General features: G+C 61.3%; 11 protein-coding genes. 9 read left to right on the top strand and 2 right to left on the bottom strand.

Going from position 1 to position 14,123, the window contains the following annotated elements; genetic code table 11:
• The first annotated feature begins 79 nt into the window (after positions 1 to 79).
• The 4 genes from EHW12_RS27665 to EHW12_RS27650 all read left to right on the top strand — a co-directional run bounded on the left by EHW12_RS27665 (position 80) and on the right by EHW12_RS27650 (position 4,730).
• Complete coding sequence (locus EHW12_RS27665; RefSeq protein WP_003942969.1) at positions 80 to 1,447, top strand: NAD(P)/FAD-dependent oxidoreductase; 1,368 nt, start codon at positions 80 to 82, stop codon at positions 1,445 to 1,447.
• Positions 1,448 to 1,496: 49 nt separating this feature from the next.
• Entirely contained in the window at positions 1,497 to 2,249 is a 753-nt protein-coding gene (locus tag EHW12_RS27660; protein ID WP_003943227.1) for an IclR family transcriptional regulator, read from the top strand.
• A gap of 98 nt (positions 2,250 to 2,347) precedes the next feature.
• On the top strand, positions 2,348 to 3,538 hold the full coding sequence (locus EHW12_RS27655; RefSeq protein WP_007730544.1) for a 4-hydroxybenzoate 3-monooxygenase: 1,191 nt from the start codon (positions 2,348 to 2,350) through the stop codon (positions 3,536 to 3,538).
• A 322-nt stretch (positions 3,539 to 3,860) separates the two neighbouring features.
• Complete coding sequence (locus EHW12_RS27650; protein ID WP_007730547.1) at positions 3,861 to 4,730, top strand: TIGR03619 family F420-dependent LLM class oxidoreductase; 870 nt, start codon at positions 3,861 to 3,863, stop codon at positions 4,728 to 4,730.
• Between the two features lie 43 nt (positions 4,731 to 4,773).
• On the opposite strand, the gene EHW12_RS27645 is transcribed toward EHW12_RS27650, so the two are convergent.
• Positions 4,774 to 6,096, bottom strand: coding sequence for a ClC family H(+)/Cl(-) exchange transporter (locus tag EHW12_RS27645; RefSeq protein ID WP_007730549.1), 1,323 nt, complete (start codon positions 6,094 to 6,096; stop codon positions 4,774 to 4,776).
• A 114-nt stretch (positions 6,097 to 6,210) separates the two neighbouring features.
• The gene (locus EHW12_RS27640; protein WP_003943198.1) at positions 6,211 to 6,831 is read right to left on the bottom strand and encodes a LysE/ArgO family amino acid transporter; all 621 of its coding nucleotides are present in this window, start codon (positions 6,829 to 6,831) and stop codon (positions 6,211 to 6,213) included.
• A gap of 75 nt (positions 6,832 to 6,906) precedes the next feature.
• Between EHW12_RS27640 and EHW12_RS27635 the strand changes: the two genes are divergently transcribed.
• From EHW12_RS27635 to EHW12_RS27615, 5 genes are all read left to right on the top strand, one after another.
• Complete coding sequence (locus EHW12_RS27635; RefSeq protein ID WP_007730552.1) at positions 6,907 to 7,800, top strand: LysR family transcriptional regulator ArgP; 894 nt, start codon at positions 6,907 to 6,909, stop codon at positions 7,798 to 7,800.
• 148 nt (positions 7,801 to 7,948) lie between these two features.
• A complete protein-coding gene (locus tag EHW12_RS27630) occupies positions 7,949 to 9,421 on the top strand; it encodes an AMP-binding protein (protein WP_125052228.1) in 1,473 nt (490 codons plus the stop codon).
• An 85-nt stretch (positions 9,422 to 9,506) separates the two neighbouring features.
• Positions 9,507 to 11,354 (top strand): DUF3556 domain-containing protein, encoded by a 1,848-nt coding sequence (locus EHW12_RS27625; protein ID WP_042451545.1) that lies wholly within the window; start codon positions 9,507 to 9,509, stop codon positions 11,352 to 11,354.
• Positions 11,351 to 12,784 (top strand): NAD(P)/FAD-dependent oxidoreductase, encoded by a 1,434-nt coding sequence (locus EHW12_RS27620; RefSeq protein ID WP_064443602.1) that lies wholly within the window; start codon positions 11,351 to 11,353, stop codon positions 12,782 to 12,784. The genes EHW12_RS27625 and EHW12_RS27620 overlap by 4 nt, the downstream gene beginning before the upstream one ends.
• Positions 12,785 to 12,819: 35 nt before the next feature.
• Positions 12,820 to 14,109: a helix-turn-helix domain-containing protein gene (locus tag EHW12_RS27615; protein WP_007730558.1), complete on the top strand. Its 1,290-nt coding sequence runs from the start codon at positions 12,820 to 12,822 to the stop codon at positions 14,107 to 14,109.
• Positions 14,110 to 14,123: the final 14 nt, after the last annotated feature.

Raw genomic sequence — 14,123 nt, 5'->3', positions numbered from 1 at the left:
ACTCCAGCTAGCTGGACCCGACCCATGATCAGTCCATACCGTAATAGTCATACTTTCAATTTGGTTGAGGAGATTTGTTGTGGATAGAACAGCTGCGGGTCGCGCTGACATCGACGCGACTGGACACGAGCAGACTCAGGTAGTCATCGTCGGTTCGGGATTCGGAGCCCTCGCCGCGGCCAAGACCCTCGCGAAGTCCAAGACGCCGTTCGTCCTCATCTCCGCCACCACCGAGCACCTCTTCCAGCCGCTGCTCTACCAGGTGGCGACTGGTGTTCTGTCGGCAGGCGAAGTTGCTCCGCCCATCCGCACGATCCTGCAGAAGTACCCCAACGCCGACGTGCGTCTCGGTCGCGTCGTCGAGGTCAACGCCGAAGAGAACACCGTCGTCTACGAGGCTTCAGGCACCCGCCACACTCTCGGATACCGCTCGCTCATCGCAGCCACCGGTGCCACCCAGGCGTACTTCGGTCATGACGAGTTCGAAAAGGTCACCTACAAGCTCAAGACCGTCGAGGATGCCGAGGTCCTGCGTAAGCAGATCCTGCGTTGCTTCGAAGAGGCTCACACCACCAACGACGCGCTGGTTCGCCGCAACCTGCTCAGCTTCGTTGTCGTCGGTGCAGGCGCGACCGGCGTCGAGCTCGCCGGACAGATCAAGGAACTGGCGCGTCGCTACTTCGCCAAGTCCATCAACAACATCAGCGCCGACGAGGTCACGGTCACCATGGTCGAGGGCGCGGGCGTTGCGCTTCCGGCCTTCGGCGGCAAGCTCAGTGAGTACACACAGGCCTCGCTCGAGAAGTCGGGTGTCGAGGTTGTTCTCAACACCATGGTCACCGCCATCGACGAGCACGGTGTCACCGTCTCTTCGGCAAAGACCAAGGAAGAGAAGCGCATCGACGCCGAGACCGTCATCTGGTCGGCCGGTGTTCGCGCCAACGACTTCGCAGCAGTGCTCGGCGAGGCGACCGGTTGTGAGAGTGACCGTGCAGGTCGTCTGCTCATCAATCCGGACTTGACCGTCGGCGGGTTCGCCAATGTCTTTGCCATCGGCGACATGACTTCGCTGAACGGTCTGCCGGGTCAGTCGCCCGTTGCAATGCAGGGTGGCCGTCATGCAGCGAAGACTGTGAACGGAAAGGTCAAGGCCGGAACGCCTTTCAAATACTTCGACAAGGGCAGCATGTCGATCATCAGCCGATTCAGCGCTGTGTGTCGCGTCCGCAAGGTCGAGTTCAAGGGCACGATCGCCTGGTTCATGTGGCTGGCCGTGCACGTGATGTATCTGGTGGGCTTCCGCAACCGGTATGTCGCTGTGATGTCGTGGTTCGGTTCGTTCATCGGTCACCGTCGTCCGCACTTCCACTACGCGCAGGAGCCGATGAAGATCGAGGCCACGCCGCCGGTGACCGAACGCGAACCGGAATTGGCGCACTCCGCGTAGCTTCGCACCGCCTGAACACGTTTCGCCTGATGTCAGTCACACTGTGTGAATGGCATCAGGCGAGCGTTCGTTGATCGGCCGGGCATTTATCGTGCTCGGTGCCTTCGACGCGAAATCGCCGCGGTTGACGCAGTCGGAGATCAGTCGTCGCAGCGGTTTGCCTCTGCCCACCGTCCACCGACTGTGTGGGCAGTTGGTGGCTGAGGGCGCACTCGAGCGTCGGAGTGACGGCAAGTACCAGGTCGGAGTCCGGTTGTGGGAGATCGGCGCTCTTGCTCCCGGCGCTCACGGCCTACGGCAGGTGGCGTTGCCGTTCCTCGAGGACCTGTACGAGGTCACCCGAGAGAACGTGCAGTTGGTCGTTCGTGAGGGCACCGAGGCTCTGTACCTCGAGCGCTTGTCCTCGCGTAGCGCCGTCACCGTGGTCGGCCGTGCCGGCGGAAGATTGCCGTTGCACGCGTCCAGCGGTGGATTGATTCTCCTCGCGCACGGCGGAACCGAGCTTCTCGACGACGTCCTTCGCGCCGGCCTCGAGTCGTTCACTCCCAAAACCATTACTTCCGAGCGGATTTTGCGAGCAACTCTCGACGAGATCAGGCGCGCCGGATTCGTGGTCTGTCGTGAGTATCTGAACGTCGGAACCCTTGCCGTCGCCGCTCCTGTCCGCGAAGCCGGGGGCAGTGTCGTGGCAGCGGTCTCGACAGTTGTTCCGGTGGAGCAGGATCCAGCTCCTTTACTGCCCGCGTTGGTCGCGGCCGCCCGTGGAATATCACGCGGGCTTGGTAGCGGTGGGTTTCGATAGCTCGTTTCGGTCTTTCACTGAGTGAAATTGCAGCTGTTCAGAGGAGTGATCGTGGTCGAGGGTGGTCTCAATCGTCACTCACCTCAGGAGCTCTCTGTATGTCTTCTTCACGCACCCAGGTCGGAATCGTCGGTGGTGGTCCCGCCGGGTTGATGCTCTCGCATCTGTTGCACCTGAAGGGAATCGATTCGGTTGTCCTGGAATGCCGCACCCGCGAAGAGGTAGAAGGCACCATTCGTGCCGGCGTGCTCGAACAGAACACGGTTGATCTCATGGTCGAGACCGGACTCGGTGATCGACTGAAGCGGGAGGGCCTCGAACATCACGGAATCGAGTTGCGATTCGGTGGACGAGGGCACCGAATCGCGTTCGACGAACTGACCGACGGGCGAGCAGTCACGGTGTATCCGCAACACGAGGTGCTCAAGGATCTGATCGCGCGGCGTCTCGCTGACGGCGGGGACATTCGATTCGGAGTGTCCGACGCGCAAGTACACGATCACGAATCGGATCGCCCGAGTATCACTTTTGTCGACTCGGACGGAAATGATCAGAAGCTCGAGTGCGCCCTGGTGGCCGGTTGCGACGGTTCACGCACCGGAACGCGAAAGCTGATTCCCGAACCGTCGATCCGAACGGATCATTTCCGCCAGTATCCCTTCGCGTGGTTCGGCATCCTGGCCGAGGCGCCGCCGTCGTCCGAAGAACTGATTTATGCCAACCATGAGCGCGGGTTTGCACTGATCAGCACACGGACGCCCGAGGTACAGCGTCATTACCTTCAGGTCGATCCGGACGACTCCGTGGACAACTGGTCCGACGATCGAATCTGGGACGAGCTGCACATGCGCGTCGACGGTGAGGGGGCGGAGATCAAGGACGGCAGGATCTTTCAGAAGTCGATCCTCCAGTTCCGCAGCTTCGTGTGTGAGCCGATGCAGCACGGCAACCTGTTTCTTGCAGGGGATGCGGCGCACACCGTGCCGCCGACCGGCGCGAAGGGAATGAATCTCGCGATCGCCGACGTCTACGCACTGGCGAAGGCAATGGACGGTTTCTTCACCTCGTCCGACCGAAAGATGCTGGACGGGTACACCGAAACGGTGTTGCCGCGTGTGTGGCGGACGCAGCACTTCTCGTGGTGGATGTCGTCGATGCTCCATCGCTTGCCAGACGACAGCGGTTTCGGGCATCGCCGACAGTTGGCCGAGTTGGACATGGTCACGCGTTCCGTGGCGGGACGAACGCTGATCGCCGAGAACTACGTCGGAACTCCCTTGCATCAGTAGGCCGATTCGCAGGTTGCACGGTGCGAAATCAGGGGGAGTGGGGTGCCAGGTGTCACCAGGACCCCGAAGTTCTTGGTATGTGTCCGCCTGGCGGGAAGCCGCCGAGCCGAAGTAGCGGGAGCTTTGTAACCTCGAACACGTCCTTGTCCAACCGAGGGTGGCTGATGCTTCGACCGCACTGCGGGGGAGTTGTCGTATGACTGAGCGTTGCAAGAAGTGACTGTTCAGGATCCACTGTCTCCCAAGCCGATCGGTGCGAACCGACGTCGAGCTCATCGAGGCACTTCAGTCGCTCCGGTCAACTGAACAGAGGGATCTTCCGATGAAGTTCAGCCTCGCCGTGGCTATGATTCCCCTCTCTCAACTCGTTGCACTTGCGAAAGTGGCCGAAGAATGCGGCTTTTCTTCGATCACGATGCCCGACTCACTGTTCTTTCCCGAGCGGGGCGCTACCGGGTATCCGTATACCGCTGACGGTGTGCGGATGTGGGACGCGAAGACACCATTTGTAGACCCCATGATTGCCGCGGCCTTCATGGGACCTGGAACGTCGAAGATTCGCTTTTATCCGCAGGTGCTCGAGCTCAGCTCACGCAATCCTCTGCTGCTGGCAAGCCAGGTGGGGTCGGTCGCGAATCTGACAGGAGGCCGCTTCGGTCTCGGGGTCGGTGTGGGCTGGGCGCCAGAGGAATTCGAGTGGTGCGGCGCTTCCCCCAAGGATCGAGGCCCGCGAGTCGACGAGATGCTCGAGGTACTGCGACTGGTTCTAGGCGGCGGTATGGTCGAACATCACGGCAAGTTCTTCGACTTCGACAGGCTGCAGATGAGCCCGGCGCCGATCGATCCCGTCCCCATCTACATCGGAGGACATTCCGCGGCCGCATTGCGCCGTGCAGCGCGAGTGGGTGACGGTTGGACCTCGGCTACAGTCTCTTTCGCTGATCTGCAAGCTCTCATCGCGAGGATCGGCGTCCTGCGGGTCGAGTACGGGCGCGCCGAGTCCCCGTTCGAAATTCAGGCCGTCTGCGCCGATCGCTTCGGTCTCGACGGCTCCTTGGAACTGGCCGATAGCGGAGTGACGGAATCGATCGTCATTCCTTGGGCCATGTACGGCCTCGGGTTCGACTGCGACCTGGAAGCGAAGAAAGATGCGGTACGCAGGTTCTCCGAGGAAGTCATCTGCAAATTCTGAATTCACATAGCGCGCCCGTGCTGCAATGACCCGTGTGCGGGGATCAATCCGTATGCGGGCGTTGCGGCTCCAACATCCGTTCGCGCAGACTGTCGTAGATAGGTGCCGACCCTGCCGACGTGGTGACGAATACCGCTGCCGCAGTGGCAGCGAGCATCGGGACCAGCGTCGACGTCACCGCGGTCATTTCGACCACGATCACGATGCCGGTGAACGGTGCGCGTACTACGGCGCCGAAGAAGGCAGCCATACCGACGGTGGCCATGGTGACCGTGAGCCCGGCGTCCACTCCGGGCACGAAGCTCGACAGTCCGGTGAAGATCGACCCCCAGAGCGCGCCGAGAGCGAGTAAGGGAGCGAACAGTCCGCCGGGAGTTCCAGCGGCATACGAGAGCGGGCCGGTGAAGAACCGAACCACCAAGTACAGCAGCAGGATCGGCAGTACGAAGATCCTTCCGCCGACGATCATCTGTGCAAGAACGTCGCCGCCCCCACTGGCCAACGGGTCGAGGAACAGCGTCAGGCCGATGACGGCGCCGATCGTTGCGCCGATGACAGTCGGTGGGATCTTGTCGAGTCGTGCCACGATGTCGAGTAGTCCCAGAATCAGGCGGTTGTACGCAATACCCAGTAGCCCCGTGAGGATTCCGAAGACGACGAACAGTGGCAAGAGTGCAAGTTGAGGTGTCGGCACGGTGCCGACCTCGAAATCGGGTTGATCACCGATGACGATCCGTGCACAGCCCACCGCCACTGAAACACCGAAAAGCGTTGGCAGCACGGTGCGCAGCCGGAACGAGTGCGTCACCTCCTCGCAGACGAACAGTGCTCCCGCGATCGGCGCGTTGAATGCGACAGCGAGTCCTGCTCCGGCCGTGGATGTTTGCAGCATGGCGACGTCGGGTTCGGTGAGGCGGGCTCGCCGTCCCGCTTCTGCTCCGATCGCCGCACCCATGTGTACGGTGGGGCCTTCACGGCCGAGAACCAGACCGGAGCCGATCGCCAAGAGGCCGCCGATGAATCTGGCGGGCACGAGACTGATTCCCGGCGGTTTCGCTTCACCGCGGGACACCGCCTCGACGTGCTGGATGCCGCTTCCCTTTGCGAGGGGCACTCGTCTGACGATCAGTACGGCAAGTACGGTGCACAGGGCCACCAGGAGGACCGGCACGAGCCACCCGACGTACGGAACATGATGCGCCCAGTTCACGATCGCCTGACGAAGTTCGTCGGCCCTGATCAGACACCAACGGAACGCGCCGCCGACAAATCCGACCCCGACGCCGGCGACCGCAGCGAGTAGACACAGCAAACCCAGTCCGCGGTTGGAGTCACGCGGTTCGGTGCCGCCATCGTCCTCGGTCATCGTGATCAGCCCTACCTGATGGTCACAACTCGCGACAGGTGAATTGAGCTTCCTCACCTTGGACGGTAACCCATCGCGCTACCCGCAGGGTCGGATCGAGGTTGTGCAGCCTGGTCACAATTCGACAAGCAGGCTGATTCCGAGAACCGCCATCATCACGGCGATCAGAGCATCGAGAACCCGCCAGGCGTTGGGTTTCGCAAAAAGCGGCGTCAGCAGACGTGCGCCGTAACCGAGGGCGCCGAACCAGACCACACTTGCCGTGATGGCACCGGCGGCAAACCACCAACGTCCGATCTCGCCGCGACCGTTGGCGATGGAACCCATGAGCACGACGGTGTCGAGGTACACGTGTGGATTGAGCCAGGTGAGAGCCAATGCCATCGTGACGGCGGCAAGCCTCGACCCGTTGCCATGTCGATCCGGTGCCAACGTCTGGGGGTGAAGTGCCCGCTTGGCGGCGAAGAGCGAATAGCTGAGGAGGAAAACGGCGCCGGCGATACGAACGAACGTGATCATCGACGGTGCGTGTTCGAGGAGGGTCCCGATTCCGCTGACGCCCGCGAGGATCAGAATTGCGTCTGACAACGCGCACACTGCGACGATCGGGAGTACGTGCGATCGCGTCAGGCCTTGACGAAGAACAAACGCATTCTGGGCGCCGATTGCGACGATCAAAGACAGTCCGACCCCGAAACCGACGAGGGCCGACGCAGGGTCGTTGGTGCTGAGCATGTTGTCGAGCCTGCCGCGCAGATATCATTCAGTCCAGCTAATGATTCTAAGGACACATCAGAGTAGCTTCAGATTATGTTGGATTTCGAGCAACTGAGGGCATTGCACGCCGCGGTCGACGAGGGAACCTTCGAGGCGGCGGCGCGGAAACTACACATCACGCCTTCGGCGGTCAGCCAACGAATCAAAGGTCTCGAGACCTCGGTTGGCCGGATCCTGGTGCAGCGCACCAAACCCGTCCAGGTCACCGATTCCGGGAGAGAAGTCCTGCGTCTTGCACGTCAGATAGACGCTTTGTCGCGTGACACCGTGCGAGAGCTCGGCCTTGAAAATGGTTCAGGGATGTTTGCGCGTGTCTCGATCGCGGTCAATGCCGATTCGCTGTCCACCTGGGTTCTCGGGGCCCTCGCGGAGTTCACGCAAGAAGTCAGTTTCGATTTTCATCTCGACGATCAAGACCACACCACCGAACTGCTGCGCGACGGTTCGGTCATGGCTGCCGTCACGTCTGTTGCGTCACCGATTCAAGGGTGTACCTCCAGTCGGTTGGGCATCATGCGGTATCGGCCGATGGCGAGTGCAGAGTTCTGCCGTCGTTGGTTCGCAGACGGTGTCACGGCCGAATCCCTTTCGGAGGCGCCGCTGGTGGTGTTCAATCGCAAGGATCTGCTGCAGGATCGGTACCTCGATCAAAAGGTCGGCCACCCCGCCGATCCGCCCCGTCATCTTGTTCCTTCATCGGCAGACTTCGCGGACGCCGTCAGGCGGGGATACGGCTGGGGATTGATACCGGACCTGCAGCGCGGCGACGACGATCGTTCCGGCGTGCTGATCGGATTCGATCCGGACTTCGTGGACGACGTTCCGCTGTACTGGCAGCAGTGGAAACTGTCGTCACCTGTCTTGCGCCGGATCTCCGAGGTGGTGACCAGACGCGCCCACGAGGTGTTGCATCAGCCGTCTAGCTGATGTGCACCGCACGTGCGGTGTTGTGCTCGGGCGGTGTTGTGCTCAGGGAACAAAGAACCTGGACAAGTTGATCCCCTGGGACCGTTTCTTCGGCCGCAGGACGCCGATAGTGTTTTGAGTCACACACGAATGAAAGGTGCTGACTCTCGTGGCGAACATCGGATATCTGGCTTGGGATCTTGCAGAGAAGTACGGGCAGAAGCCGTGCTTGCGGGACGACCACGTCGAACTCACGTATGAAGAGTTCGCAGATCGCACGGAAGCTGTTGCCGCGCAATTGGCTGGACTCGGAATCGGCCTCGGTGACGTGGTGGCGATCATGCTGCCCAATCGCGTCGAGTTGCTGATCGCGATCATGGCTGCCTGGCGCATCGGTGCTGCCGCTACACCCATCAATCCGATGTTCACCGCGAACGAAGCGGACTACCAGATCGCGGACTCCGGGGCCGAGTTGGTCATCACCGCCACTGCCGACGCACCCTCGGGCGGCCGCGCAGTGTTGGCCGTCGAGGATCTGGCGACAGTGCCGCCGACCGATCCCCGACCCGGAATCGATGTTGCAGCAGACGATCTGGCGTTGCTCATCTACACCAGCGGCTCCACCGGACGGCCCAAGGGAGTGATGCTGACTCATGCCAACCTGCAGTTCATGGCTTCGTCGATGGGCAAGAACATCGGTGTTACCGGCGCGGATCACTGCCTGCTGATTCTGCCGCTGTTCCATGTCAACGCGATCTGCGTCAGCGTCTTGACGCCCTTACTTGTCGGCGGACAGGTGAGTGTCACCGGGAAGTTCTCGGTTTCGAGATTCTTCGACGACGTCGCGCGGCTTCGCCCCACGTATTTCTCGGCGGTGCCGGCAATCTACGCGATGCTGACCTCACAGCCGGAAGACCCTTCGATCGACACGTCGTCCTTGAGGTTTGCCGTGTGCGGTGCGGCGCCGATCAGCAAGGAACTCCTCGAACGCGCTGAGCAGCGTTTCGGTTTCGTGATCGTGGAAGGTTACGGACTCACCGAGGGGACCTGTGCGTCGGCCTGCAATCCTGTGGACGGCGTGCGCAAACTCGGTACGGTCGGCCCGGCGTTGCCCGGCCAGCAGATTTCCATTCTTGCCGAGGACGGAACCTTTGCGCCCGCCGGGACTGCCGGAGAGGTGGTCATCAAGGGTGGCAACGTGATGCTTGGCTATCTGGGTAAGCCGGAGGAGACTGCGAAGACCGTCAAGGATGGTTGGTTGCATACCGGTGACGTCGGAGTCCTCGACGAGGACGGCTACCTGACCCTGGTCGATCGCATCAAGGACATGATCATCCGTGGGGGAGAGAACATCTACCCCAAGGAGATCGAAAACTCGCTCGCTACACATCCTTCCGTGCTCGAGGCAGCCGTCATCGGCGCTCCGCACCAGGTCTACGGAGAGGTGCCAGTTGCCTATGTTGTCGCCTACCCCGATGCACCCGTCACCGAAGACGAACTGCTCGAACATGTCACGGCCTTGCTCACCCGAGTAAAGGTGCCAGTGGCGATCTACGTCGTCGATGCGCTTCCCCGAAACCCGGTGGGCAAGATCGACAAACCTGGAATGAGACGAGCTTTGAGCGCAACTCCCGCTCACTAGTCACTTCCCCGTAATACCAGCACAGCTCGACGACGTCCGTCGAGTCGATCCGTCATGCCCACATTCCGTATTTCAGGAGCACATCATGGGATTCAAAGAAGGAAACTTCCCTCCCGTCGATCCGGCAACGTTCATGGACAAGCCGTTTCTCGAGCGTCTGCGTGACATGTCCACGCACTGGGTGGATTACGGCTTCGGTACGCCGAAGATGGTCCACACCGTCTACATCATGAAACTGTTGTTCCTCTACCTGGCAGCTGGAACAGCCGTTGCCACTTTGACTTCCGGCCTCTCGTGGTTCGACATCGGATCGTGGTGGAACCAGCCGATCGTCTACCAGAAACTCATCATCTGGACGATGATGCTCGAGATGCTGGGCTTGGCAGGATCCTGGGGGCCGCTCGCCGGCCACTTCAAGCCGATGACCGGTGGAGTTCTCTACTGGCTCCGCCCCGGCACCATTCGTCTGCCACCGTGGCCGGGCAAAGTGCCGCTCACCTCGGGTGACACCCGCACGGTGTTCGACGTCTTCATCTATGTCGCCGCAGTCGCCAATCTCCTTGTTGCCGCTGTTCTCCCCGGTGTTCACACCACAGGAATCGACTCGGCAATCGCTGACAATGCCGGACTGGTGCGCCCGACGGTCTTGTACTCCTTCCTGGTACTCATGGTGATTCTCGGGTTGCGGGACAAGGTGCCCTTCATCGCTGCCCGTAGTGAGCAGTACCTGCCGGCGATCTTCTTCTTCACATTCCTGCCGTTCGTCGACATGATCCTGGCGCTCAAACTGCTGATCGTCATGGTGTGGATCGGTGCCGGTGTCTCGAAGTTCGGTCGCCATTTCTCGCTGGTGGTTCCTCCGATGCTCAGCAATACCCCGTGGATCCCGTCGAAGAAGATCAAGCGCGCCCACTACCGGAATTTCCCGGAGGATCTGCGGCCTTCACACCTGGGCGGCGGCGTCGCACACGTGGCCGGAACGATGGTCGAAATCGTCACCCCGTTGATACTGCTGTTCTCGACGAACAAAACCCTCACGATCCTCGCCGTGATCCTCATGGTCGGATTCCATCTGTTCATCGCGTCGACCTTCCCGCTTGCCGTCCCACTCGAATGGAATCTTCTGTTCGCCTACGCCTCGGTCTTTCTGTTCCTGGGATTCCCGGCATGGGACGGCTACGGACTCGGCGCCATGTCCTCACCGTGGATTACCGCGGGAATTGTTGCAGCCCTTGCCTTCTTCCCCATTCTCGGAAACCTTCGACCCGATCTGGTGTCCTTCCTGCCGTCGATGCGCCAGTACGCCGGCAACTGGGCATCCGCGACGTGGGCATTCGCGCCGGGCGCTGAAGCCAAGATCGACCAGTTCATCAAGCGTCCGTCGCCGGATACGCGCAATCAGTTGATGACGATGTACCCCGAAGATGTGTCCGATGTCGTTCTGCATCAGCTGTTGGGCTGGCGTTCCATGCACAGCCAGGGGCGTGCGCTGTTCTCTCTGATGATCAGGCACCTCGGCGACGACATCAACACGTACTCACTGCGGGAAGCAGAGTTCATGTGCAACTCCATCGTCGCCTTCAACTTCGGTGACGGGCACCTGCACGACGCGAAGTTGATCGCAGCCATTCAGCGTCGCTGCAATTTCGCACCCGGTGAGTTCCTGGTGACCTGGATCGAATCGCAGCCCATCCACAAGGGAACGCAGGAGTACCAGGTGATCGATGCCGCTCTCGGTGTCATCGAACGAGGTACTTTCAAGGTCGCCGACGCAGTCGCCGAACAGCCGTGGTTGCCGAACGGGCCCATTCCGTTCGACGTTCAGTGGACACTGGACGTACGGGCCGACCGCGCGGCAACGGATCCGCAGGTTGTCTCCGAACCGAAGATGCGTACGAGGGTCAGCGGTAGCGAGCAAGAGGTGAGTAAGTGACAAAGGCCGTAGTCGTCGGCAGCGGGCCCAATGGGCTCGCTGCCGCGGTACACCTCGCACGTAGCGGTGTGGACGTGCAGGTGCTCGAGGCTGCCGACCAGATCGGCGGAGGCACCCGCTCCGGTCCGATCGACGTGCCGGGGTTGATCCATGATCACTGCTCGGCGTTTCACCCGATGGGTATCGGCTCGCCGTACCTGTCCAAGCTGGACCTCGAGCGATACGGGCTGATCTGGAGATGGGCAGAGGTGGACTGCGCGCATCCGCTCGACAACGGGGACGCCGGGGTTCTGTACCGCTCGCTGGAGCAGACGGCTGCGGGACTCGGCGCTGACGGGCCTCGATGGCAACGCATGTTCGGTGACTTGTCGACTGGGTTCGATGCGCTGGCGTCCGATCTGATGCGCCCGATCGTCAATGTTCCGCACCATCCGCTGCGGCTCGCAGCTTTCGGTCCGCGAGCGCTGCTTCCGGCAACGGTGACCGCGAAGTTGTGGAAGACGGACAAGGGGAAGGCGCTGTTCGGCGGGGTTGCCGCACACGCCTTCTATCCACTCAACCGTCCGGCCACCTCGGCGGTGGGATTGATGATCACTGCTGCTGGTCACCGCTACGGTTGGCCGGTTGCCGAGGGAGGTTCGCGGTCGATCACCGACGCGATGGCTGCGATGCTCCTCGATCACGGCGGCAAGATCGACACCAGCGTTCGGGTTCGTACGGTCTCCGAGATTCCGGACGCCGATGTTGTTCTGCTGGATGTCAATCCGGGGGGTGCGCTCGAAATTCTGGGCGATCGACTCCCTGGTCGAGTGGCGAGGGCCTATCGAAAGTTCAAGCAGGCTCCCGGAGCATTCAAGGTCGATTTTGCGATCGAAGGTCATGTGCCGTGGACCAATCCGGACTGTGGTCGGGCCGGAACTGTACATCTGGCAGGTGGTTTCGACGAAATCGTGGCCGCTGAGCGTGAGACGAATTCAGGCCGTATGCCGGACCGGCCGTTCGTGCTCCTAGGTCAGCAATACCTGGCTGATCCCACCCGATCTGCCGGGAACGTTCATCCGCTGTATGCCTATGCGCACGTGCCTCACGGTTACGCCGGCGACGCTACGGAGGCGATCATCCGTCAGATCGAGAGGTTTGCGCCAGGATTCCGGGAGCAGATCGTCGCGACGTCGAGCAGTGGTACAGCTGACCTGGCAGAGGACAATCCGAATCAGGTAGGCGGCGACATCATCGGAGGTGCCAACACCGAACTGCAGGTTGTCTTGCGTCCGCGCGTCGCAGTCGATCCGTACAGCACGGGGATCGCGGGCACTTACCTGTGCTCGGCCTCGACCCCGCCGGGTGCCGGAGCACATGGAATGTGCGGGTACAACGCAGCCGAATCGGCTCTGAAGTACCTGCGACGAAAGGGTGCGGAAGTTCTGTGAGTAGTCCATCGCACAAGGAGCGAGGCGCCGGTGCGATGCGGCGCCTCGCCCGAGTGCCTGCAGCCGCGGAGCCGGAAGTGCTTGCGGTGGTTGCCGAGTTGGCACTACGACTCGACGAGCGCAGCGCCGACATCGCGCGTGAGATGGCCTTCATGATGGCTCACGAAATCGACCAATTGGATGCAGACGCCAAATTGCTCGAAATGCTCGAGGCCAGCGTGCAGGGAAACATCACGACGATCATCCACGTATTGGCCAACGACATTCCGATCGATCATCTCCAACCCACCACTGCTGCAGTGGAATACGCTCTGCGTCTGGCGCAGCGGGATGTCCCGTCCAACTCCCTTGTCCGGGCCTATCACATGGGCCAAGGCGATCTGATGCGGATCTGCCACGACGAGATCAGCACACTGGATATTCCGGCGCGACTCACTTTGGCTGTCCTGAAACACACTTCGGACGTGGTCTACAGCTACATCGACTGGATCACGCTCTACGTCTTCGACGCGTACGAGCGGGAACGCAGTCGATGGATGGCAGCGCAGGGAAACCTCCATTCGGCCGCAATCCACGCCCTCCTGTCCGGCACCAACGCAGATACCGCTGCTTTCGAAGCGGAGACAGGGTACCGCCTCGGTCAGAACCACGTCGCCCTGGTGGTCTGGTCGACGTGGGATGCCGACGTCATGGGCATCAATACGCTGGACCGACTCGTACGTGATCTCGGCGCAGCGGCGGGAGCGGACAAGCCGCCGATCATCACCGCCATCGATCGACGCACGGTGTGGGCGTGGCTGCCGTTCGGTCGCCGGGTGCCTGCGCCGGATCCGGAGGTTCTCGCGGCGGCAGTGCCGTTGGACGGCGGGGCGCGGGTGGCAATCGGACTGCCGGGGTCAGGGGTCGACGGTTTCAAACGGTCCCACGAACAGGCAACCGCCGCCTATTCGGTTGCTGCCGTCCCGGATACACCGCAGCGACCTGTGGTGAGCTTCGGAGACCGCGGCGTCGCTGTGGTTTCACTTCTGTCCGAGAACATCGATTCGACGAAGTCGTGGGTCTGGGAGGTGCTTGGCCCGTTGGCGGAAGATACGCCCTCTGCTGCATCCTTGCGGACGACGTTGAGTGTGTACTTTGCACATGGTGAAAGTCATCTGCACACTGCCAATCACATGAATCTGCACCGGAATACGGTGAAGTATCGCATCAACAAGGCGCTCGGCGATCCAGTTGCTGCCGGCCGAGACAAGTTGGATCTTGCTCTGGCCCTGCAGGTTTGTGAGTTGTTGGGTAGATCGGTCTTGCGCCCGGCCAAATCGTCGTGAGTCGTGGATGCGAC

The organism is Rhodococcus sp. NJ-530, assembly GCF_003860625.1.
Classification (GTDB): domain Bacteria; phylum Actinomycetota; class Actinomycetes; order Mycobacteriales; family Mycobacteriaceae; genus Rhodococcus_F; species Rhodococcus_F qingshengii.
Note: the sequence above shows the minus strand (reverse complement) of the source record. Positions and strands in the feature narration are given on the sequence as shown.